Genomic DNA, 21,475 nt, shown 5'->3' with positions numbered 1-21,475 from the left:
ATCACAGAGACTGTCTTAAGGCTTCGCAATGAACTATGGGGATGTTTTTAACCGATAGGTCGCTCTCGCACGTGGATCGTGCACGCTGAAGCTGGCCTGGCTCAGGCATTGACGTGTCTGACCTCGTACCCGTGGTCGCGGATCGTCCGGATGATGGTGCGAGCATGGCTCGCGCCGCTGGTTTCGACCTCGAAGACGAGGTAGGCCTCACCGACGTCGAGTTCGGGGGCCGAGCGGTCGTGGCGGACAGTTTGAATGTTGGCGTCGTGGTCGGCGATCACCCCGGACACCTCGCGCATCTTTCCCGGCTGGTCGTCGATCCGCACGCGCAGTCGGAGCAGCTGTTCGCGATCGGTGAGCGCGTGGACGAGGACCGTCTGGAGCATCGTCATATCGAGGTTCCCGCCACACAACAGCGCGAGGACGCGCTCGCCCTCGACATCGAGATCGTCGCTGAGGACGGCAGCGACCGACGCTGCACCCGCACCTTCGACGACCTGTTTCGCCCGCTCCAGGAGGAGCAGGATCGCCCGCGCGATTTCCCCGTCGGTGACGGTGACGATCTCGTCGACGTGTTCCTCGATGAGCGAGAGCGTCAACTCGGCGATCCCGCCGGTGGCGATCCCGTCGGCGATGGTGTCGACGGAGTCGAGGGTCTGCGGAATCCCCTTATCGAGGCTGTTCGGGACGGTCGCGGCTCCCTCCGCCTGGACGCCCACGACGCGCGTTTCGGGCGAGAGTTCGCTGTACGCCGTCGCGATTCCCGAGATGAGTCCGCCGCCGCCGATGGGAACCACCACAGTATCGACGTCGGAGCAATCCTCGACCATCTCGACACCGAGGGTGCCCTGGCCAGCGACGATCGCGGGATCGTCGTACGCGTGGACGAACGCCGTTTCGTCGTCCGCAACGAGACCCTCGGCGTGATTCATCGCCGCTTGGAAGTCCTGGCCGACGAGTTCGACCGCCGCGCCGTACTCGCGGGTCGCGTCAACCTTTGCCTGCGGGGCGGCCTTCGGCATCACGATCGTCGAATCCATGCCGAGTTTCGTCGCGGCGAGTGCCACGCCCTGGGCGTGGTTGCCGGCGCTCGCGGCGACGACACGCTCCGTCCCACCTTCGGCGACGAGCTGTGCGATCTTGTTGTACGCGCCGCGAGGTTTGAACGACCCCGTCCACTGGAGGTGTTCCATCTTGAGATGGATCTCGCCGTCAGTGACGGCGTCGAGCGAGGTGCTCCGCTCGACCGGCGTCGGTTTCACGACCGATTCGTCGTCGAGCCGATCGCGAGCCGCTTCGATCTCGGCGAACGTGACGGTAGGGTCGGCGTTTTGACTCATGTCAACGGAGCATTCGGTCCATGTCGGGATCGAACAGCGGTTCCTCGCGCACGGTTGCTGCGTGACGTTTCCCCTCGTAGCTGATAGTCACGTCGGTCCCCGGCTCGGCGTAGGCCGCGGGGAGGTACGCGTAGACGATCCCGGCGTCGATCGTGTAGCCGTAGTCAGCGCGGCAGCCGTAGCCGATCACGTCGTCGCCGTCGAACACTGGATGGCCAGCGTCGACGACCGTCCCAGGTTCGTCGAACGTGATCGGAACGAGCTTCTCGTCGATGCCGTCCTCGCGGGCCGTCACGATCGCGTCCTTTCCCACGAACTCGGTGTCGAGGTCGACCGCGAACCCGATCCCCGCCTCGTAGGGGTTGTATTCCGGCGTGACGTCGGTCCCCCACAGCCGGTAGCCCTTCTCCAGGCTCGTGGAGTCGAGCGCCTCCCATCCCATCGGGACGACGCCGTAGTCTTGGCCTGCCTCCCAGATCGTGTCCCAGAGCTGCGCGCCGTACTCGGTGGGCGTGTAGAGCTCCCAACCGAGTTCGCCGGCGTAGGAAAGCCGGAGCATCGTCACCGGCAGGCTCCCAAGGTAGGTCTCTTCGACAGAGTAGAAGGGGAAGGCGTCGTTCGAGAGGTCGGCCTCGACCAGCGGTCCGAGCAGATTTCGGGATTCCGGGCCGAATACGCCGATCCCCGACCGGCTCGAATCGTGGACGGTGATCGACACCGAGTCGGGCGCATGCTCTCTGATCCATCGGGAGTGCAGCGTCGCGGAGTTGCCACCGCCGGTCGTCAGCAGGTAGCGTTCATCCCCGAGCCGCGCGACGGTCAGATCCGCGAGAATACCGCCGTCCTCATTCAGCATCGTGGCGTAGCGCATCCGTCCTACCGAGCAGTCCATGTCGTTCGTCAGCAGCCCCTGGAGGAATTCCTGGGTTCCCTCGCCTTCGACCTCGATCCCGGTGAACGTGGTCATGTCGAACATCGCGACCCGATCGCGGACGGCCTGGTGTTCGACACCTTGGGCCTTCGACCAGTTGCGCGCGAGCCAGTCGGGACGGTCGGGAACGTCGTACTCCGAGAGGAGGGATTCGTTCGCCTCGTACCACTGAGGGACCTCCCAGCCGTCGGTGTCGTAGAACTCCGCGCCGAGGTCCGCCTGACGATCGTAAAAGGGGCTCCGCCGGAGCGCGCGCTGGTCCTTCGGCTGCTCGCGCGGGTGGATGAGCTGGTAGACCTCCTGGTACTGCTGGGCTCCGCGGCCGTAGGTGTACTCCCGGCTGCCGGCGTGGGACTGGAACCGACTGACGTGGGCGGGATCGGCGTTCACGCGCTCGCCGTCGAGTCGCGGGGTTCCGTCTTCCATCCAGGCGGCGACGATGTCGCCGGCACCGCCCGACTGAGTGACCCAGATCGCGAGCGACCACCAGAGGCCGTCGGTGTCCTCGTCGGGGCCGAGAATCGGCATCCCGTCGGGCGTGAAACAGAACATCCCGTTCATCTCGGTCTCCCATGAATCCTCGTCGAAGGCCGGGACGAGTTCGCGAGCGGCGTCGTACGCGCTCTCGTCGTGGTCGGGGTGGGTATTCTCGTAGAAGTGGGTGGCGGCGAACTCGCGGAGCGAGGGGTACTCCAGTCCGAGGTCGTCGAGTTTCTCGGAGCCGTAGATGTCCTCCGGATCGACGAGCAGCGGCTCGTGGTTGTACGACCCCACGCCGTAGGAGTCGCCGTGCTGGCGGAAGTAGAGTGAATAATCCTGGTGACGGAGGATCGGCTGTTCGATCTCCTCCTGCGCGCCGGCGAGGTCGTCGATCGGATCGCTCACGAGATACTGATGCGAACACGGCACTAGCGGCACGTCGGTGTCGACCATCTCCCCAAAGAGCGGTCCCCAGATGTTGGTCGCGACGAGGAGGTCGTCACACTCGATCCGCCCCTGATCAGTGACGACTGCTTGTACCGCGCCGTCGGCCGTTTCGATGTCGGTGACGGTGGTGTTGCCGTGGAACTCGTGGCCGGCGAGTTCGCGCGCGCGTTCGGCCATCGCCGCCGAGGCGTCGACCGCGTGGGCCTTTCCATCGGTCGGGAGGTAGTACCCACCGTGGATCACGGATTCGTCGATCTGCGGGACGTGCTCGGCGACTCCTTCAGGAGAGAGGAGGTCGCCGCCTTCGAGGCCGTAGGACTGGCCCCACTCGCGCTTTCGTTTCAGGAACTCCCATCGGTCTTCGGTGTACGCGACCTCGATCCCACCCGACATCCGGTAGCTGTCGAGATCGGTGTAGAGGTCGCGGGTGTACGCCGCCATGTGGGTCATCAGCTTCCCGCCAGCGGTCTGGAAGACGAGACCAGGTGCGTGCGAGGTCGAGCCGCCGGTCTCGAACAGCGGTCCGCGATCGAGAACGACGACGTCCTCGCGACCCCGTTCGGCGAGATGGTACGCCGCCGAACAGCCGACACAGCCCGCACCCACGACGACGGTCCCGGCGCTCTCCGGCAATGTATCCTCTGTGCTCATAGTGCTATTCGCCGTTCCCGCCGGATTAAACGACGGGGTGGACTACCACACCCGTTTATACTGCCGAAGCCGTGATCGCGAGACCGGTCGTCGAATTCGTGTTCCGTCCGTGGGTTTTGATCATCCAGCCACAGAGACATTTCGCCGACGGAGCGTCACGTGGATCGGTCGGAATCTCGATTCGAGACGACGGTCGCACTTAGTGGGCGCAACTACCGATCCCGAACCCTTTTGCTGCGACCCGTCGACCTCGATCCATGACCGAGATCATCGACGGCGAGGCGGTCGCGAGCGACATCCGGGACGGTGTCGCCGAGTGCGTGGACACCCTCGACGAGGCTGGTGTCACGCCGGGCCTCGCGACAGTCCTGATGAGCGACGACGACGCGAGCGAGACGTACGTCTCGATGAAACAGCAAGACTGCGAGGAGGTCGGGATCGAAGCCCACGACATCGAGATCGATCCCGACGCGCCGGCCGCGGAGCTGTACGATACCGTCGACGAGCTGAACGCGGACGACGCGATCGACGGCATCCTCGTCCAGATGCCGGTGCCCGACCACGTCGACGACCGTGAGGTCCTCCGTCGAACCCGCCCCGCGAAGGACGTCGACGGGTTCCACCCCGAGAACGTCGGCCGGCTGGTCGCCGGTGACGCCCGATTCAAACCCTGCACGCCTCACGGCATCCAGAAGCTCCTCGAAGCCTACGACGTCGAAACCGAGGGGGCCGACGCCGTGGTAGTCGGTCGCTCCGACATCGTCGGCAAGCCGATGGCGAACCTCCTGATCCAGAAAGCGCCCTTCGGGAACGCCACCACGACCGTCTGCCACTCCCGGACTGAGGACCTCGCCGCGAAAGTCGGCAACGCCGACATCGTCGTCGCCGCTGTGGGCGTGCCGGAGCTCGTCGATGGCTCGATGTTGAAGCAGGGTGCGACCGTGATTGACGTCGGTGTCAACCGCGTGGAGACGGACGAAGGCGATTCTGAACTCGTCGGCGACGTCGACTTCGAGAGCGCGCGAGAGGTCGCGGGAGCGATCACGCCCGTCCCGGGTGGCGTTGGCCCGATGACCCGCGCAATGCTCTTGTACAACACGGTGAAGGCAGCGAGCCAGCAACACGGCGTCGAGATCGACCTTCCCTGAAGTTCGCCGAAAACGCCGGCAAAGACGCGGTTAACAGGCAATATCGCTCGTGAAGCCATGTCAATGACGACGGGCGATCAGCGACTGTTTATACCGCTCGGCGGCGTAGCAGTACGTAGATGGTCGCGTCGAAACACTCCCCAGGACCAGCCGCCGAGCACGCCTTCAGAACGGGCATCATAGCCGCAGCGCTGGTCGGGCTCGCCGCGATCGGCGTGCTCTACTGGACGGGGACGATCGCGCTGCTGTTGGCGGGGTACTCGTTGGTGCTGCTGTTCCCGCTGTATCTCGTGGCTGCGGCGGTGGTGCTCAGCGTGTGGCTCGGGTACAACACGGACGCGACGGATCTGCGGCCGGTGTACCGGAACGACCGGCGATCGTAGGTGAGCACCGCTCAATGTGCCGACAGCGCGACTGTTTTCGAGAACCTCTGTGCGGTCGACATTACTGTCGTCAGTCGCTTCGTTCGTCCTCGTCCGGATGAATCCGGTATCGAGACGCCCCGTGCTGTGAAGGACGTGAAATGACACGCGGATTTTTATCATTCGCCAAATATTGTCGATAGATGATCGAAACCGGCTCGACGAAATCGGAGTCCGGCTCCGGGTTCGAATTTTGGGCTCCGGCGGTCGTCGCCGGCACGGCGCTGTTCCTCGGCGTCCTCGATATGTCGATGATGAACGTCGCCGTCCCGTCGATCGTACAGGACCTGAACACCACGGTGAGTGCGATGCACGGCGCGATCGCGGTGTACTCGATGGTGATGGCCGCTCTCATCATCCCGGGCGGGGCGCTCAGATCGGTCGTCGATACGAAACGACTGCTCGTGATCACGCTCGTGATCTACAGCGTCGGGACGCTGCTCGCGGGGGCCAGCCCGAACATGCTCACGCTCTTCGTCGGCTGGTCGATCATTGAGGGAATCGCCGCAGCACTCCTCCTCCCGATCACCTACTCCATCATCGTCGAAAACTACGCGGGCAGTGCCCGGACCAAAGCCTTCGGGGCGATCGGCGGCGTGACGGCGGTCGGTATCGCCATCGGACCGATGATCGGCGGGGTTCTCACGACGTTCGCCACGTGGCGATGGGGGATGTTCGGCGAGTTCGGCATCGTGCTCGTAGTGCTCGCGCTGACACGCTACCTCGACTCCCAGCCGGTCGATCGGCGCGTGGCGATCGACGTCGGCGGCACAGTGCTGTCGATCCTCGGTGTGGTCACGATCGTCGGTGGGACTCTGCTCGCCGGTCGGTACGGCTGGGTGCGCCCGTTGCGCCCGTTCGTCGTGAGTGGAGTACGGATCGAACCGTTGGGATTCTCGCCCGCGATCTGGTCGATCGCGCTCGGGGTGGCGTTGCTCGTGCTGTTCGTCCAGTGGGAGACTCGCCAGGCACGCGCCGGTCGTTCGCTGTTGATCCCGACGGACGTGCTCCGGAATCGGACGTTCGCCGCCGGGATCGCCACGTTCGCCGCCGAGTCGCTGTTCCTCTCGGGGTTCATGTTCTCGATGCCGGTCTTTCTCCAGTCGGCGCTCGGCTACTCGGCGTTTCAGACCGGGCTCGCGCTCCTCCCGTTCTCGGTCGCGACGCTGCTCGTGGCGACGATCTCGACGGGGTGGCGCGCGTACGTCGCACCGAAGCACATCGTCCAGGGCGGGCTCGTGTTGATGGCCGCTGGATTGCTGCTCCTCGTCGCGCTGACTGACCTCGATCTGACGCTTCTCGAAATGGTGCTGCCGATGGCAGTGATCGGAATCGGATTGGGACTGTTCACGGGCCAGCTCGTCGACCTCACCATGTCGGCGGTCCCGTCGTCGGAGGCCTCGGTGGCGTCGGGCGTCATCAACTCGCTGAGCCAGCTCGGGTACGCGTTCGGGACCGCCGTCGCCGGATCCTTTCTGCTCGCCGGGTTCTACGGGAACGTCGTCGATGGTGTGACACAGTTCGTGGCGCGATCACCGATCTCGGGTGCCGAGCGGCGACAACTGATCGTCACCCTTGAGGACCAGCTCGATACGACGACTCAGGCCCAGCAGGAGGCGTTCGTCAACCAGCTTCCACCAGCGACGCGCGGGCAACTCCTCGACGTCGTCCAGATGGCGATGGAGACCGCTCAACAGGGCGTGCTGTTGCTCATCGTGGTTTTCGTCCTCCTCACCCTCGTCACGGCGAGTCTTCTCCCTGCAGTACGGCCACGGTGAGGACGGGACGGCGCTCCCGCGGTGGCGCGCCGTAGCGGCGTCTACACCAGCGCCAGGGCGAACGTCAGGAGGAATCCGACCGCGGTAGCGATCGCGACTGCTGGGCCGCCCTCGTCGAACGCCTCGGGCATCGTGGCATCGGCGAGCGTGGCGAGGACGGCACCGCCGGCGAACGACCGGATCACCGCGAGCGCTGCCGGCGACGCTCCGCGGAGGAGGACGCTGCCGGCGACGACGGTGAGCGAGAGTACGATCCCGGTTGCGGTCCAAAGAACGAGGATCGCGGTGGTCGAGAAGCCACCCGAGTGCATGTCCGAGGCCCCGCCGATCCCCTCGGGAACGTTGTTGATCACGATGGCCGCGAACAGCGGGAGCGTGCCGGCGTCGCCGACGAACGTGATCCCGAGGGCGACGCTCTCGGGAACGCCGTCGAACAGCGAGCCGAGAAACAGCGTGGTTCCCTCCCCACCGCGGCCCGAGCGCTCGACGAGCAGGATGGCGACGACGTAGGTGATCGCGCCAGCCAGTAGGCTCGCCGCTGGGAGGACGAACCCCGCGGTCTCCACGGACTCGACGAACAGGTCCGTCGCGAGCGCAGTGATGAACGCCCCGCTGGCGAACGCGAGCACGATCGCCAGGACGCGCTTGGGTGGCGTCCAGACCAGTCCGAGGGCGGCTCCTGCGGTGAGCGAGCCACCCGCGACGACGGCGGCGATGACGAGGACGAGAGTCATGCGCGATAGTGTCGCGTTCGTCGTTCACGGTTCTTTGGGCTACCACCGGACCGCAGTCGGGACCCATCAAGACCAACGGTAGGTGGCGACCTGCCCCTCTCAGTACCCAGTCGCGCGAGGGCAGAAAATGCGCGTCGCCCGTTCCGAGTACGAACTCTGTCATTGCATATCCCACGAATATGCCGTCGTCCTATCGTGCCTGGCGCGCGTCGAGCCGTGCGGCGATCTGATCGGAGATATCCGTGAGATGGGCCGTCGCGAAGATCGCGACGAGGACGCCGCCGAGCACGTCATAGAACAGATCGAGTACGGTGTCCTCCAACCCGTACTGGGTGAGGACCTGCGCGGTGCCGAAGGCGGCTGCGGACTCGGCGATCAGGAACTCCAGCAGTTCCCAGACCACGCCGAACGCGACGATGAAGAGGAGGAGATAGACGAACGTGAACGCCGGCGGCATGGAGATGTATTCGGTGTGTTCTTCGAGCGCCCTCGTCGTCGCGTAGGCTACCCCGGCGACCAGCGAGGACGACAGCGCGTGGGTGACGTGATCGTACCACCAGAGCGAGCTGTACGCGCTGGAGAAGTCGAAAAACGGCAGCGGGACCGTGCCGATTGCGTGCAGAAACATCGCTGTCGTGATCCAGAGCACGATCCCGACATCCATCGTGAGCGTGTACCGACGTTCGAGCAGCGCCGGGAGGAACGTGACCAAGAGCGCGATCCCGGCGTTCGTGATAATTCCGACCTCGCCGTAGAGCACGGCGAGCGCGACGGTCGCCGCCAGGATCAGCTGCATCACTCGCACCAGTTGGGCCTGGCGTGCGGGCGAGATCCCGAGCCGACGACGGATGTTCACGCCACACCCCCGGTAGTCGACCGTGTCCGAGCGTTCTCACGCAGCCGCCGTCGGAAGTACCACACGAACACGCCGGCCGCAACCAACCCGGCGACGAACGTCGTGAGGAAAAAGAGCATGAGCTCCGTGTTCGTCTCGAAGAAGGCCGTCCCGAGGTACTCCGCCGAGACCCACGAGCCGAAGGCCCAGATCCCGGCGATGCCGAGGGTCGCGATCACCGCGAACCAGATCGCGAAGCCTGGCGTCATCCGCACCGTCGTGGTCAACTGAAGGCAAACAACCACGAGCAGCGCGAGCGTGGCGACCGCGACTCCCCGGACGAGATCGGCCACGAACGTCAACTCGAAGGCGCTCAGCGCGAACGGAAGTACGGTGAGCGCAAGTAGCGGCCACGGGATCGTGCGCTGCCACGACCGTCCGACCCACGCAGGAACGGCGGCGACCGCGACCGCGACGCCCGCGCCGACCGCCGTCACCAGCTCCCCGGCGAGGAGGTTCCCGACGGCAGCCACCGCGATGACCGCCCCGAACAGCCACGCGATGGCGGCGTTCGTGCGTGCGTCCGCGATGAACCACTCCTCGGGCAGTCGCTGACTCATTCGAGACGCTCCGTGGAGTCGCGGAACGGCTGCTCGTGGCTCGCCGTCCACGGCGGCGATCGTGACGGTCGCTGTGTTGCGATCGTCATGGCCACGGAGAGCTGCTCGTATTCACTGTAATCATCGGTAGACAATAGTTGCGAGAGGTACATCAATGTGGGTGTTAATGACTAGACAGATTCGAAGCATCAATGTGGTAACTATCATTAAGTGTGTCTTAATCGAACGAACTGCCGGACGCCAATGCAGGAACTAATCGTCCTCGCGTTCGACAACGAAGACGGCGCACTGAACGTCAGAGACAAGCTGAACGAGCTCCAGAAACAGGAGCTCATCACGCTGGGTGACGCGGCGGTCGTCGTCCGGGAGGGCGACGGCAAGCCGAAGGTCAAGCAGGCTCAGAGCCTCGTCGGCGCTGGCGCGCTCGGCGGGAGTTTCTGGGGCCTCCTGATCGGGCTCATCTTCTTCGCACCGATCCTCGGGATGGCGGTCGGTGCCGTCACCGGCGCGCTCTCGGGCCGGTTCGCGGACATCGGGGTAGACGATGACTTCATCAAGGAGGTCGGCGACACGATCGAGCCAGGCCACTCCGCGCTGTTCCTCCTCGTGACCGACGCCCAGACGGATCGTGTCATCGACGAGATCCAGTCGTACAATCCAACTGTGCTCCGGACGAACCTCTCGCCCGAGGACGAGGACAAACTCCGCGAAGCGTTCGCCGCCGACGACGTCGTCGCCTGAACGCGGTTCGATTCCGTTCGGTGGGCGCTACTCGTCCCGCGCTGCGCCCCCGTTTCCGACGGTTCCATCCGTTCCACCGATGTCGTCAGACTCACCAGCCGGAGCTGTCGATCCGGACTCTGGCGCGTTCGACTCTTCCTCCGCCGACTGGTCGTCCACGGCCGAAGGAACCGACTCAGTACTCGCCGAGCGGTCGCCAGCGGTGACCCACGGGAACAGCGTGCGGGCGAACTCGAACACGACGACGAGGATCAGCGGGCCGAGGAAGATGCCGTACCAGCCGAAGAGCAGCGGGCCGAACGTGTAGGCCAACATCACGAGGCCGACGTGGAGCGATCGGCCGCTGACGTACGGACGAAGCAGTTGATCCGGGATGTAGTCGACGATCGCCACCGACACCAGCGCGAACGCGGTCGGGAACCAGAGCGTCTCCGGGTCGGTGACGAGCGCGTCGACGAACAGCACCACCGCAAGCGGCACCCAGACGATCTTCATTCCGATGAGAGGCACGAGGCTTCCCACCCCGACCAACAGCCCGACGAGCACCGGTTCAGGGACCCGAACGGTTTCGGGAGCGAAGAGGTTGAGCGTGACGTACACCACGACGCCGAGGATACCGGTCGCGAGCGCGTTCAGGACGTTCCCGAAGTAGACGTTCTTGAGGTCGCGATCCATCGCCGAGAGATACGCCTCGGTGACGCCGCCCTCGCTCACGAACGTGCTCCGGCCCCACTGGGCGATACGGTAGTCGTCACGAAGCAGGTAGAAGGCGATGACGAGCGTGATGAACAGGTGGAGACCCACGTTGACCAGCGTGCCGAACGACGCAGCCACGGCGTCGATCACGGGCGCGAGAAACCGCTCCAGATCGAGCGCGAGCAGTTGACGCGGGTCGTTCAGCACGCGGCGCAGCGTCGCTTCGAGCCCGCTCGTGATGGTCGTTGCGCTGGCGTACGGCCCCAGTAGTCCGTCGAGCTCGACGGGCACGTCCGCACCGAAAGCCCGCGAAAACTGTCCGACAGCGATCACGAGCGTCCACGCTACAAGGCCGAGGGCCGGCAACGAGACGGTGACGAGCGCGGTCACGACAGCGAGCGTCCGCGATCCGAGGCGCGCATCGAGGCGCTGGAACACCGGTCGCGTCACGTAGTAGACGAACACACCGAGCACAACCGTTCCCACGTACCGCCACGCGACGTACGCGATCGCGGCGGCAAGAACGGCCGTAGCGAGCCACACCGCGACTCGCACGCGCTCGATTTCGCCCTCGAATCCAACTCTCATCGTTCGTTCGGATTTCGACAGGTGACGAGAGGAGTTAATTATATGGTACGGACTGTTCGCTGTGTCGATCCCTGAGGCTTCGCTCCAATCACGCACCGCGCGCCGACAGCGAGGCCGGACGAAGCGTGGAGCGACGGTCAGTGATCGTCGAACGACTGGAACGCCTTTCCGAGCGCGTCGCGTCACCCGTCGGATTTTGGGTCCGAGTGAACACGACCTGCACGTTCACCGGTCTCCCGGTTGTCCGGCTCAGACGTCTGTCGATCACCGTGGCGAGGTTCGGTGGGACGGCAGCTGCTGATTGAGGCCGCGATCCCGGAGCCGAGCGCGAGAAAGTTCGGCTGTGTCCGCTCCGCGATCTGGGGCACTTCGGTGATATCGAGTCCCGGTGGAACGAGCACAGTCGTTTTGAGGTTCAAGTCCAGGACGGCGGCACAGACGATAGCCAGCACGAGGCAGCCAACCTGGAGAACGATCCCACGACGGGCGAGGTCGGGCTCGACGCCACTCGGCGGAATCGGAAAGGAGACGACCGCCTCGAACTCGCCGCGACCCGTCTCCTCCCACACCGCGTAATCGATTCATTCCTCGTCGAGTTCCCCGAGGATCACCTCGCGTGTCCCCTCCGGAACGAGGACCTGGACTAAACGCATGGACCCCGATACGCCCGCCACGATATAGCTTATCGGGGTGGTTGAAACAGGTTTCCCGACCGTTCGCTCAACAGGCGCTCGATTTCTGGATCACAGCAGCGGCTCCTCCTGCACCGTCGCCGCGTAGCGGTCGCCTTCGTAGTGCACGTCGACCTCGGTACCCGGTTCGGCGTACGCAGGTGGGAGGTAGGTGTAGACTACGCAGGAACCCACACTGTAGCCGTACTCGGCGGCGTGGACGTATCCCAGAACCTCGTCCCCGTCCCGTTCCAGCACCGGCCGGTCGGCGAGCACCATCTGCTCGGGATCGTCGAGCGTGAGACAGGCCACCTTCTGATCGAGATCGCCGTTCGCGGCAGCTTCGACCGCCTCTTTCCCGAGGAAGTCGGTGTCGAGATCGACCGCAAACCCGAGTCCCGCCTCGTAGGGGTCGTGCTCGGTGTGGAGGTCCTCGCCCCAGAGTCGAAAGCCCTTCTCGATCCGGAGCGAGTCGAGCGCGCCGTTGCCGTACGGCCGAATGTCGAACTCCGCGCCCGCGTCCATGACGTGCTCCCAGAGGCGTTCGCCGTACTCCGAGGGGGTGTAGAGTTCCCAGCCGAGTTCGCCGGCGTAGGACAGTCGGAGCGCGGTCACGGGGATGTTCTCCACGAACGTGCGCTGGCTCGAATAGAACGGGAACGCCTCGTCCGAGAGATCGGCGTCGATCACCTTCGAGAGGGTCTTTCGGGCGTCGGGGCCGGTGCAGACCATCGCCGCGAGGTTGGAGGTCACATCGTTGACCACCACGTCGTCGGGAGCCTGGCTTCGGACCCACGCGAGGTGGTTGCTCCCGACCTCCCGACCGGTCGTCAGCAGGAGGTAGCGATCCTCACCAACCCGAGTGACGGTGATGTCGGCGCGAACGCCGCCGCCCTCGTTGCACATGAGGGTATAGCGGATCTGTCCCACGTCGAGATCCATATCGTTCGTACACAGATACTGGAGGAACTCGCCGGCGTTGCTCCCGACGATCTCCATCTTGTTGAACGACGTCATATCGTGGAGCCCGACGCCGTTGCGGACGTTCAGCGCCTCTGCTCCCTCGATCGGTGACCAGTATTTCCCTTCCCATCCCTCCCGGTTCGGGATGCGATCGCCGTACTCCGCGAGGAGATCCGCGTTCGAGTCGAACCAGTGTGGCTCCTCCCAGCCGGCCTCGGCCCACAGTTCGGCGTCGCGTTCCCTGTGGCTGTGGTACATCGGCGTTCGCCGGATGTCGCGCTGGTGTTCCGTCCAGACCCACTTCGGATGAACGATGCTGTAGATGTTCTGGTACTCCTCGGCACCGAGATCGCGGGCGAAGTCCCAGCTCCCCTCGTGGGGCGCGAACCGGTTGACGTTGCAGTTCCGGAGGTCGATTGGACCGTCGGGGAGGCGGGGAACCCCGGTCTCCATCCACTCGGCGAGCGCCTTGCCCGCGCCGCCGGCGTGAGTGATCCAGATCGCTGCGGCCGTCCAGAGTCCCTCGCACTCCTGAACCGGGCCGAGAACCGGGAGTCCGTTCGGCGACGCGGAGTACATCCCGTTGTACTTGTGATCGAGGTTCGCACCCTCCGTGGCGGGGATGAGCTCGTCGCTCGCCGTTCGCGGCGCTTTCTCCTGGCGGTCGGGGTGGGTCGCGTTGTTGAGGTGGTACTCGGTGAAGTCGTGGACCGACGCCTGGTTGCCATCCTCCTCGTTGCCGCCCAGCTCTGCGGGATCGGGGACGATGGATTCGTGGTTGTACGATCCGATCCCGTACCGATCACCGTGCGTCCGGAAGTACATCGCGTTGTCCTGATCCCGGAGGATCGGTCGGTCGGGGTCCTGGAGGAGAACCTCGCTCTTGTCGCCGGAGACCGACTTGTAGTTCTCGTATACGGGATCGCCGGTGACGTCCTGCGCCCGGCCATCGAGTTCGGCGAGCGGCTCCGTGATGGTGTACTGGTGTTCGACCGGCGCGATCGGGAGATGGATGTCGAGCTTCTCGCTCAACTGTCGCGCCCAGATGTTGGTCGCCACCACGACCTCGTCGCATTCGACCCGACCGTTCTCGGTCACGATCGCCCGAACGCCGTCGCCGTCGGTTTCGATATCCTCGACTGCGGTGTGGCCGACGAACTCCGCGCCCATCGCCTCGGCTTCCTCGGCGAGCGCTGCACACGCGCGGACGCCCGAGGCCTGGCCGTCGGTCGGCGAGTAATACCCGCCCTCGATGACGTCGGGATCGACCAGCGGGAGCTTCTCCGCGACTTCGTCGGGGCTCAGGAGCTGTGGGTCCGGCACGCCCCACGCCGTGGCCCACTCGACCCGCCGCTGGAGGTAGTCCATCCGCTCGTCGCTCCTCGCGACCTCGATCCCACCCGTCTCGTTGTAGACCGGCTCGCTCTCGTCACGTTCGAGCGAGGAGTAGAGCCGACGGCTGTACGTCGCGAACTTCGAGAGCACCTTCGGCTCGTCGGTCTGGAACATGATTCCCGGTGCGTGGGTCGACGAGCCACCCGTGGTGGGGAGCGGTCCCCGGTCGACCACGAGCACGTCCTCCCGACCGAGATCGGCGAGGTGATACGCCGTGTTGCAGCCGACGATACCCGCACCGATGACGACGGTTCCTGCCTCGCTCGGCATCGTGTTCGCATTGCCCATGAACGCTACGCCAATGTTGCGCTTCGGTATTCACTTTTCGCCCCCAGTATCGGCTACGTTTATCACAGAAATCGATGTCGAGACTGTCACCACCTGGAGTCGTTCGTCCACGGACCCTCCCGAACGAGTCTCGGTGATCCCACTGCCGTCCCCGGATACGTGACGCCCGATCCTTACGGCGCTCCCCTGGCGATATATACGTGTTAGGCTGTGCCGGCCAAGGCCTAAGTCCGCAGTGTCGACAACTGTGTGCAATGTTCGCGTTCGAGCCGGGACGACAGCCGTGCGGAACGAGCACCGCCGAAACTGGTGGGGAGCCGAACGGACCATGTCGGTAGCGCGTTCGGCCGCCGCCTCGGACGGAGCCACCGATCTGCTCACCGACCTCCGGTTCGAGCTGATGCCGTTCGACAGCTTCGAAGGCCAGATGGACCACCTCCCGGATGGGGCGACGATCGCTATCACGACCTCCCCACAACTGGGACTTGACGCGACGATCGAGTGGGCCGAGAAAGCCGCAGAGCAGGGATTCGAGGTCAGCCCTCATATCGCCGCGCGCTACGTCCGCGACGAGGAGCATCTGGCAGAGATCGCGCGCCGACTTACCGACGCCGGGATCACGGATATCTTCGTGCCTGGCGGCGACCGTGAGGATCCGATCGGCGAATTCGAGTCGGCCTACGACCTCCTCACCACGCTCGACGAGCTCGACTACGCGTTCGAGGAGGTGGGAATCACCGGCTATCCCGAGGGCCACGAGTTTCTCGACGAGGCGACGCTCGCGGAAGCGATGGAAAAGAAAGCGCCCTACGCGACCTACATCGTGACTCAGCTCTGCTACGATCCCGACGCCGTCGTTGCGTGGATCGAGGAGATCCGTGAACAGGGGATCGACCTCCCGGTGGAGGTCGGGATCCCCGGTGTGATGAAATACCAGCGACTCCTCAATATCTCTCAGAAAGTCGGCGTCGGCGACTCGGTGCGCTTCTTGAAGAAGACCACAGGGATCGTGGGGTTCGTGCGCCAACTCGTCGGATCGCGCGGGAAGTACACCCCCGACGACCTCATCGACGGACTCGCACCGTACGCCGGTGACTCCCACTACGACATCCGGGGGCTCCACCTCTACACGTTCAATCAGACTTCGGACACCGAATCGTGGCGGTACGGCCGGTTGGAGGAGTAGTTCCGATCACTCGTCAGGCATGACGTACTCGCCGAAATCCTCGACAGTCCCCACCGGCGGCGCGCCGAACAGGACCCAGACATGGGTGTCGTCGGTGTGATTGCAGAGCCCCCGGATCGGGTCGGGACCGAGTCGGACGACACCGCCCTCGGGAACGTCGTGGATCTCGTCCTCGATATCGACCTGTCCCTCAGTCACCGCGACGTAGATCTCCTCTTGGCGCTTGTGGGCATGAGGGTCGAGCACCTCACTGGGAGCGAGTTCGACGGCGTTGATCCGCATCTCGGTCGCACCGAGGTGGTCGGTCAGCTTTCGGTGTTCGACTGCGGACTCGGTGAACGGCTCGGCCTCGACATCCGTGTAGTCCACGATGGCGAAGTCGTCGCTCATGGGAGTGAGTCGGACTTAGAACAGTCCGGAGACCGTCCCATCCGAGTCGATGTCCATCTCGGCGGCCGCGGGATCGGCCGGCAGACCGGGCAGCGTCAGGACGTCGCTGGTGAGTGCGACCAGAAAGCCCGCCCCTGCCGAGGGGTAGATCTCCTGGATTTCGAGCTCCCAGCCGGTCGGCGCGCCTTTCCACTCGGCGGTGTCGCTCAGCGAGTGGAAGGTTTTCGACATCACCACCGGCACGTCGTCGAATCCCAGCGACTCCATCCGCTCGATGTCGTCCTGGGCGCTGCTCTGGAACGTCACCGACTCCGCACCGTAGATCTCGGTTGCGATCGTCTCGATCTTGTTCTCGATCGAGTCGTCGACGTCGTAGAGGTACTCGAACTCCTCGTCGTCCTCGTCGATCGCGGTGATGAGTTTCCGGGCGAGGTCCGCCCCGCCCTCGCCGCCCTCGCCGAACACCGTCGATTCAGCGGCCTCGATCCCGAGATCGTCGCGGCAGTGATCGAGGACCGCTTGGACCTCCTCGTCGGCGTCACCGGGGAACCGATTGAGTGCCACCACAACCGGCACCCCGAACTTCCGGAGGTTCTCGACGTGGGTGTCGAGGTTCTCGAATCCCCCTCGAACCGCCTCGACGTCGGTCGCTTCGAGCTCGTCGAGGTCCGCAGGCCACATGTCCTTGCCGTGGTACTTCAGCGCGCGGATCGAAGCGACGAGCGTCACTGCAGCGGGTTCCATCTCGCCGAACCGACAGACCACGTTCATGAACTTCTCGGCCCCGAGGTCCGAACCGAAGCCCGCCTCGGTGATCAGGTAATCGGAGAGCTTTCGCGCGGCGTCGTCGGCGATCAGCGAGTTCGTTCCGTGGGCGATGTTGGCGAACGGCCCTCCGTGAACGAACGCCGGCGTGCCCTCGATGGTCTGGACGATGTTCGGTTTGAGAGCGTCCTTCAGCAGGATCGTGACCGCACCCGTCGCCTCGATGTCGTCGGCGGTCACGGGGTCGCCGTCCTCGTCGTAGGCGACGACGATGCGCGCGACACGCTCCTTGAGATCGGCGAGGTCGTCGGCGAGACAGAGGACGGCCATCAGTTCGGAGGCCGCCGTCAGGATGAACCCGTCCTCGCGGGGGACGCCGGTGACGTCGCCGCCGAGCCCGATCACCGTCTCGCGGAGCACCCGGTCATTCATGTCGATCGCACGGGGCCACTCGACCCAGTTCACAGCAATATCGAGCTCGTTGCCTTGCTTGATGTGGTTGTCGAGCATCGTCGAGATGAGGTTGTGTGCCGAGGTCAGCGCGTGGAGATCGCCCGTGAAGTGGAGGTTGATGTCCTCCATTGGCAGTACCTGGGAGTAGCCGCCGCCAGCCGCACCGCCCTTCACCCCGAAGACCGGCCCGAGCGAGGGTTCACGGATGGCGGCGAGCGCGTCCTCGCCGATGTGGTTGAACGCCTGGCTCAATCCGACTGTCGTGACGGTCTTACCCTCGCCCATCGGCGTCGGTGTCATCCCGGTCACGAGGATCATCTCGCCGTTGTCGCGATCCGACTCTCGTACCCGCTCGATCGCGTCGAAGGTGAGCTTCGCGGTGTCGTCGCCGTACAGGTCGAGGTCGTCGGCCGCGAGGCCGAGCGGTTCGACGACCTCGGTGATCGGGTCGGTGTCCACGCTCTGGGCGATCTCGTAATCCGTCGGGAACCCGTCGTCTTCGTTCGAGGATGCCATGTGACAGGGTTCTCCGGAGTCCCTTTTCAACGTTCGTGTGAAGAACGTCCAACCTTTTTACGCGAAGGTCGCTGGCAGCGACCCCGACCGAGCGTGAAAACCGACGTGCAGCGTGGCGAATCGCCGGCGAGCGTAGATCAGCCAGAGGCAGCGGCTCCGATCGAACGAACGACTGCCGCGAAATCCTTTAGGCGTCCTCCATCGGAGGTACTATCGACTGACCGGCCGCCGGAAGCCGAACGACAGCCAGAATGAACGAACCTCACGTCGTCACCACCGACTCGGCGTTCGCCGAGACTGCACGCGACGCCCCACGAACGGCGCGCGTCCCGGTCGAGGTCCGAGTGTCCGTCGACGACCCGTTTCTCGCCTATCGGTGCGCACGTGGTCGCGAGCAGACGGAACGAACTGACGGCGTGTACCTCGAAACGACCGGCGGCCAGGCGGGCTGGGGCTACTTCGCTATCGACCCGATCTTCCGACTGCAGGTCGGCGACACCTTCGAACCCGTTGGCGACGCCGACCCATCACCCACGCTCGCGGAGCTCGCAGGGCTGCTCGACCGCGAGACGCTCGTCCGGGGTGACTGCGACGTTCCCTATCCCTGTGGAGCGTTCGGCTGGCTCTCCTACGACATCGCCCGCGAGCTGGAATCGCTTCCCGACACCACCATCGACGATCGTGGCCTCCCACGGCTCCAGCTCGGCGTCTTCGATCGGGTGGCGGCGTGGGAGGCAGGGTCGGAGGGCGAAACCACGCTCCGGATGACGGCCTGTCCCCAGGTCGGCGACGACCCCGCCGCAGCCTACGAGCGGGGTCGCGAGCGCGCGCTCGACCTCGCTTGTGCCGCCGTCGCAGGCGATCCGGCGATCGGCGGCGCACCGATCGACGCCGACGATGCCACCTTCGAGAGCGACTGCACGCCCGAAGAGTTCGCCGAGCGCGTGCGCCGAGTCAAGCGGTACGTCCGCGACGGCGATACGTTCCAGGCGAACGTCTCACAGCGACTGCGCGCGCCGGCCGCCGTCCATCCGGTGGCAGCGTTCGGGGCCCTCCGCCGAGTGAACCCGGCCCCCTACTCGGCGCTGCTGGAGTTCCCCGGTGTCGACCTCGTGAGCGCCTCGCCGGAACTCCTCCTCGATGTAAACGGGAACGAACTCCTGACCGAACCCATCGCGGGAACCAGGCCACGCGGGGACACCCCCGAGGCCGACACCGAGCTTGAGCGTGATCTCCTCACGGACGAGAAGGAACGCGCTGAACACGCAATGTTGGTCGATCTCGAACGCAACGATCTCGGAAAGGTCAGCGAGTACGGCAGCGTCGAGGTCTCGGAGTACCGCCGGGTCGACCGCTACTCCGAGGTGATGCATCTCGTCTCGCTGGTCGAGGGTCGCCTCCGCACGGATCGGGAGCTCGTGGATGCCGTCGCCGCGACCTTTCCTGGCGGGACGATCACCGGCGCGCCCAAACCCCGAACGATGGAGATCATCGACGAGGTCGAGACGACCAGGCGCGGTCCCTACACCGGTTCGATCGGCGTCTTCGGGTTCGACGATCGCGCCACGCTCAACATGACGATCCGGACGCTGGTGCGTCGCGGCGAGGAGTACTTCCTCAGAGTTGGTGCGGGGATCGTCCACGACTCCGAACCCGAGAGTGAGTACGCCGAGACGCTCGACAAGGGCCGCGCGCTGATCGCAGCGATCGACGACGCGCTCGGCGATCGCGCCGACCTCGGAATCGAGCGCGCGACCGCGGCGGACGGCGGTTCGTCCACACCCGACGACCGAGAGGACGAGGACCGATGACCCGAATCCTCGTGATCGACAACTACGACTCGTTCGCCTACAACCTCGTCCAGTACGCCGGCGCGGCGGTCGACGCGCCCGAAGATGGCGAGATCGTGGTGCGACGTAACGACGCGATCGACGTCGCAGGGATTCGGGAGCTGGACCCCGACGGCATCGTCGTCTCGCCAGGGCCAGGCACGCCCGCCGACGCAGGTGTGTCGATCCCGGTGTTTCGCGAACTCGACTATCCGACTCTCGGGGTGTGTCTCGGCCACCAGGCGCTGTGTGCGGCCCACGGCGCGCCCGTCGGCCACGCGCCCAGCGTGGTCCACGGCAAACCCTCGACGGTCCGCCACGATGGGGAAGGGGTCTTCGAGGGACTGCCCGAGACGTTCGCGGCCGGCCGGTATCACTCCCTCGCGATCGAGCGCGACGATCTCCCCGGCCCTCTCGTCGAGACGGCGCAGTCAGAGGACACTGCCACAAGCACGGCGGACGGAGGCTCGTCGGCCGCGATCGGAACCGACGGCGTCGTGATGGGTGTGCGCCACCGCGAATTGCCCCACGAGGGTGTCCAGTTCCATCCCGAGAGCATCCTGACCGACGTCGGCATGGCGATGCTGGAGAACTTCGAGCGGCGGTGTCGCCCGAACGATCGGTAGCGCCAGTCGCTCATCCCGCGTCCGCCCGGCGCTCGGCCGCGAGAACGACGTTCGAAACGAGCATGGCGAGCGTGACCGGGCCGACGCCGCCGGGGACCGGCGTGATCGCCTCAGCGACCGCCGCCGCGCTCTCGAAGTCGACGTCGCCGACGACCTGGGTTTTCCCCTCGCTTCCCGACTCGATCCGGTTCGCGCTCACGTCGACGACCGTGACGCCTCGTGAGAGCATCGAGCCGTCGACGAGCCCCGGCACGCCGGCGGCAGTCACCACGATATCCGCTTGGCGGGTCACGGCACCGAGGTTCGATGTTCGGGAGTGACAGACGGTCACGGTCGCGTTGCCGTCCGGCGCGTCGCGAAGGAGCAGATTCGTGAGGGGTTTGCCGACGATCTCCGAACGACCCACGATGGCGACGTCCTCGCCTTCGATCGGTACCTCGTACGTCGTGAGTAGACGACGGACCGCGGCGGGCGTCGCCGGGAGGTAGCGGGGATCGCCCCGGACGAGCCGGCCGAGGTTCGTGAAACTGAGACAATCGATGTCCGTCGCTGGGTCGAGCCGTTGTCGCACCTCGGCAAGCGCAACGTGGTCCGGCAGCGGGACCTGGACGAACACGCCGTCGACCGCGGGGTCGGCACAGAGCCGGTCGATCGCTTGATGGAGTCGCTCCGCGGGTGCGTCAGGATCGATCCGGACGTCTCGACTCGCAATATCGAGATCGCGACAGGCCGCGTGTTTCAGTTCTACGAACCGCTCGTCGGCCGGGTCGTCGCTCATCACCACTGTGGCGAGCGTCGGCGTAACGCCGCGTTCGCCGAGCTCGTGGACGCGATCGCGCACGTCAGCCCGGATCTCGGCTGCGACCGGCTCGCCGCGCAGCCGTTCGGCGGACGGCATACGATCGACGTGGAACGGCCCTCGCTTGAACCTGTCTGTGGCGGCGGGCAGCGCAGCCTGACAGCCCGGGGATCAGGCGACCCA

At 65.3% G+C, this 21,475-nt stretch carries 17 protein-coding genes and 1 pseudogene; 7 read left to right on the top strand and 11 right to left on the bottom strand.

Going from position 1 to position 21,475, the window contains the following annotated elements:
• Nucleotides 1-101: 101 nt before the first annotated feature.
• Together ilvA and C449_RS00495 are read right to left on the bottom strand one after the other, a co-directional pair.
• Nucleotides 102-1,340, bottom strand: a complete 1,239-nt coding sequence (gene ilvA / locus C449_RS00500; RefSeq protein WP_006075898.1) for a threonine ammonia-lyase — start codon at nucleotides 1,338-1,340, stop codon at nucleotides 102-104.
• A 1-nt stretch (nucleotide 1,341) separates the two neighbouring features.
• A complete protein-coding gene (locus C449_RS00495; protein ID WP_006075897.1) occupies nucleotides 1,342-3,849 on the bottom strand; it encodes a GcvT family protein in 2,508 nt (835 codons plus the stop codon).
• A 257-nt stretch (nucleotides 3,850-4,106) separates the two neighbouring features.
• Between C449_RS00495 and C449_RS00490 the strand changes: the two genes are divergently transcribed.
• The 3 genes from C449_RS00490 (at nucleotide 4,107) to C449_RS00480 (ending at nucleotide 7,197) form a co-directional block, all read left to right on the top strand.
• Nucleotides 4,107-4,997 carry a bifunctional 5,10-methylene-tetrahydrofolate dehydrogenase/5,10-methylene-tetrahydrofolate cyclohydrolase gene (locus C449_RS00490; protein ID WP_006075896.1) on the top strand — a complete coding sequence of 297 codons (891 nt, stop codon included), beginning with the start codon at nucleotides 4,107-4,109 and terminating at the stop codon, nucleotides 4,995-4,997.
• Nucleotides 4,998-5,116: 119 nt separating this feature from the next.
• Entirely contained in the window at nucleotides 5,117-5,380 is a 264-nt protein-coding gene (locus C449_RS00485; protein WP_006075895.1) for a hypothetical protein, read from the top strand.
• Between the two features lie 182 nt (nucleotides 5,381-5,562).
• A complete protein-coding gene (locus C449_RS00480) occupies nucleotides 5,563-7,197 on the top strand; it encodes an MFS transporter (protein WP_006075894.1) in 1,635 nt (544 codons plus the stop codon).
• 41 nt (nucleotides 7,198-7,238) lie between these two features.
• Here C449_RS00480 and C449_RS00475 read toward each other — a convergent pair whose 3' ends face one another.
• From C449_RS00475 to C449_RS00465, 3 genes are all read right to left on the bottom strand, one after another.
• Nucleotides 7,239-7,931, bottom strand: a complete 693-nt coding sequence (locus tag C449_RS00475; RefSeq protein WP_006075893.1) for a ZIP family metal transporter — start codon at nucleotides 7,929-7,931, stop codon at nucleotides 7,239-7,241.
• A gap of 190 nt (nucleotides 7,932-8,121) precedes the next feature.
• Nucleotides 8,122-8,787, bottom strand: coding sequence for a hypothetical protein (locus C449_RS00470; protein ID WP_006075892.1), 666 nt, complete (start codon nucleotides 8,785-8,787; stop codon nucleotides 8,122-8,124).
• Nucleotides 8,784-9,386: a hypothetical protein gene (locus C449_RS00465; RefSeq protein ID WP_006075890.1), complete on the bottom strand. Its 603-nt coding sequence runs from the start codon at nucleotides 9,384-9,386 to the stop codon at nucleotides 8,784-8,786. Before C449_RS00465 ends, C449_RS00470 begins: the two co-directional genes overlap by 4 nt.
• A 243-nt stretch (nucleotides 9,387-9,629) precedes the next feature.
• On the opposite strand from C449_RS00465, the gene C449_RS00460 reads away from it, so the two are divergent.
• A complete protein-coding gene (locus C449_RS00460; protein WP_006075889.1) occupies nucleotides 9,630-10,127 on the top strand; it encodes a DUF1269 domain-containing protein in 498 nt (165 codons plus the stop codon).
• A 27-nt stretch (nucleotides 10,128-10,154) separates the two neighbouring features.
• Here C449_RS00460 and C449_RS00455 read toward each other — a convergent pair whose 3' ends face one another.
• From C449_RS00455 to C449_RS00445, 3 genes and pseudogenes are all read right to left on the bottom strand, one after another.
• Nucleotides 10,155-11,411: an AI-2E family transporter gene (locus C449_RS00455; protein WP_006075888.1), complete on the bottom strand. Its 1,257-nt coding sequence runs from the start codon at nucleotides 11,409-11,411 to the stop codon at nucleotides 10,155-10,157.
• Between the two features lie 287 nt (nucleotides 11,412-11,698).
• Nucleotides 11,699-11,992 (bottom strand): annotated as a pseudogene (locus tag C449_RS00450) (hypothetical protein); the annotation flags it as partial.
• Between the two features lie 162 nt (nucleotides 11,993-12,154).
• Complete coding sequence (locus C449_RS00445) at nucleotides 12,155-14,728, bottom strand: GcvT family protein (RefSeq protein ID WP_006075886.1); 2,574 nt, start codon at nucleotides 14,726-14,728, stop codon at nucleotides 12,155-12,157.
• A gap of 328 nt (nucleotides 14,729-15,056) precedes the next feature.
• Here C449_RS00445 and C449_RS00440 point away from each other — a divergent pair, with 328 nt between their 5' ends.
• Nucleotides 15,057-15,914, top strand: coding sequence for a methylenetetrahydrofolate reductase (locus tag C449_RS00440; protein ID WP_006075885.1), 858 nt, complete (start codon nucleotides 15,057-15,059; stop codon nucleotides 15,912-15,914).
• Nucleotides 15,915-15,920: 6 nt separating this feature from the next.
• Here C449_RS00440 and C449_RS00435 read toward each other — a convergent pair whose 3' ends face one another.
• Together C449_RS00435 and C449_RS00430 are read right to left on the bottom strand one after the other, a co-directional pair.
• Complete coding sequence (locus C449_RS00435; RefSeq protein ID WP_006075884.1) at nucleotides 15,921-16,304, bottom strand: hypothetical protein; 384 nt, start codon at nucleotides 16,302-16,304, stop codon at nucleotides 15,921-15,923.
• 15 nt (nucleotides 16,305-16,319) lie between these two features.
• Complete coding sequence (locus C449_RS00430; RefSeq protein ID WP_006075883.1) at nucleotides 16,320-18,038, bottom strand: formate--tetrahydrofolate ligase; 1,719 nt, start codon at nucleotides 18,036-18,038, stop codon at nucleotides 16,320-16,322.
• Between the two features lie 251 nt (nucleotides 18,039-18,289).
• Between C449_RS00430 and pabB the strand changes: the two genes are divergently transcribed.
• Entirely contained in the window at nucleotides 18,290-19,849 is a 1,560-nt protein-coding gene (gene pabB, locus C449_RS00425) for an aminodeoxychorismate synthase, component I (RefSeq protein WP_006075881.1), read from the top strand.
• Nucleotides 19,846-20,493: an anthranilate synthase component II gene (locus C449_RS00420; RefSeq protein ID WP_006075879.1), complete on the top strand. Its 648-nt coding sequence runs from the start codon at nucleotides 19,846-19,848 to the stop codon at nucleotides 20,491-20,493. The genes pabB and C449_RS00420 overlap by 4 nt, the downstream gene beginning before the upstream one ends.
• Before the next feature lie 10 nt (nucleotides 20,494-20,503).
• On the opposite strand, the gene C449_RS00415 is transcribed toward C449_RS00420, so the two are convergent.
• Nucleotides 20,504-21,391, bottom strand: coding sequence for a bifunctional 5,10-methylenetetrahydrofolate dehydrogenase/5,10-methenyltetrahydrofolate cyclohydrolase (locus tag C449_RS00415; RefSeq protein ID WP_006075878.1), 888 nt, complete (start codon nucleotides 21,389-21,391; stop codon nucleotides 20,504-20,506).
• Between the last annotated feature and the right edge of the window lie 84 nt (nucleotides 21,392-21,475).

The sequence above is a fragment of the Halococcus saccharolyticus DSM 5350 genome (assembly GCF_000336915.1).
GTDB lineage: Archaea > Halobacteriota > Halobacteria > Halobacteriales > Halococcaceae > Halococcus > Halococcus saccharolyticus.
The sequence above is the reverse complement of the archived record's forward strand: the minus strand, read 5'-3'. Positions and strand labels throughout refer to the sequence as shown.

Bases quoted from the DNA above. Each gene is read 5' to 3' on its own strand.
- ilvA (WP_006075898.1), bottom strand. From the start codon at position 1,340: ATGAGTCAAAACGCCGACCCTACCGTCACGTTCGCCGAGATCGAAGCG.
- C449_RS00495 (WP_006075897.1), bottom strand. From the start codon at position 3,849: ATGAGCACAGAGGATACATTGCCGGAGAGCGCCGGGACCGTCGTCGTG.
- C449_RS00490 (WP_006075896.1), top strand. From the start codon at position 4,107: ATGACCGAGATCATCGACGGCGAGGCGGTCGCGAGCGACATCCGGGAC.
- C449_RS00485 (WP_006075895.1), top strand. From the start codon at position 5,117: ATGGTCGCGTCGAAACACTCCCCAGGACCAGCCGCCGAGCACGCCTTC.
- C449_RS00480 (WP_006075894.1), top strand. From the start codon at position 5,563: ATGATCGAAACCGGCTCGACGAAATCGGAGTCCGGCTCCGGGTTCGAA.
- C449_RS00475 (WP_006075893.1), bottom strand. From the start codon at position 7,931: ATGACTCTCGTCCTCGTCATCGCCGCCGTCGTCGCGGGTGGCTCGCTC.
- C449_RS00465 (WP_006075890.1), bottom strand. From the start codon at position 9,386: ATGAGTCAGCGACTGCCCGAGGAGTGGTTCATCGCGGACGCACGCACG.
- C449_RS00460 (WP_006075889.1), top strand. From the start codon at position 9,630: ATGCAGGAACTAATCGTCCTCGCGTTCGACAACGAAGACGGCGCACTG.
- C449_RS00455 (WP_006075888.1), bottom strand. From the start codon at position 11,411: ATGAGAGTTGGATTCGAGGGCGAAATCGAGCGCGTGCGAGTCGCGGTG.
- C449_RS00445 (WP_006075886.1), bottom strand. From the start codon at position 14,728: ATGGGCAATGCGAACACGATGCCGAGCGAGGCAGGAACCGTCGTCATC.
- C449_RS00440 (WP_006075885.1), top strand. From the start codon at position 15,057: ATGTCGGTAGCGCGTTCGGCCGCCGCCTCGGACGGAGCCACCGATCTG.
- C449_RS00435 (WP_006075884.1), bottom strand. From the start codon at position 16,304: ATGAGCGACGACTTCGCCATCGTGGACTACACGGATGTCGAGGCCGAG.
- C449_RS00430 (WP_006075883.1), bottom strand. From the start codon at position 18,038: ATGGCATCCTCGAACGAAGACGACGGGTTCCCGACGGATTACGAGATC.
- pabB (WP_006075881.1), top strand. From the start codon at position 18,290: ATGAACGAACCTCACGTCGTCACCACCGACTCGGCGTTCGCCGAGACT.
- C449_RS00420 (WP_006075879.1), top strand. From the start codon at position 19,846: ATGACCCGAATCCTCGTGATCGACAACTACGACTCGTTCGCCTACAAC.
- C449_RS00415 (WP_006075878.1), bottom strand. From the start codon at position 21,391: ATGCCGTCCGCCGAACGGCTGCGCGGCGAGCCGGTCGCAGCCGAGATC.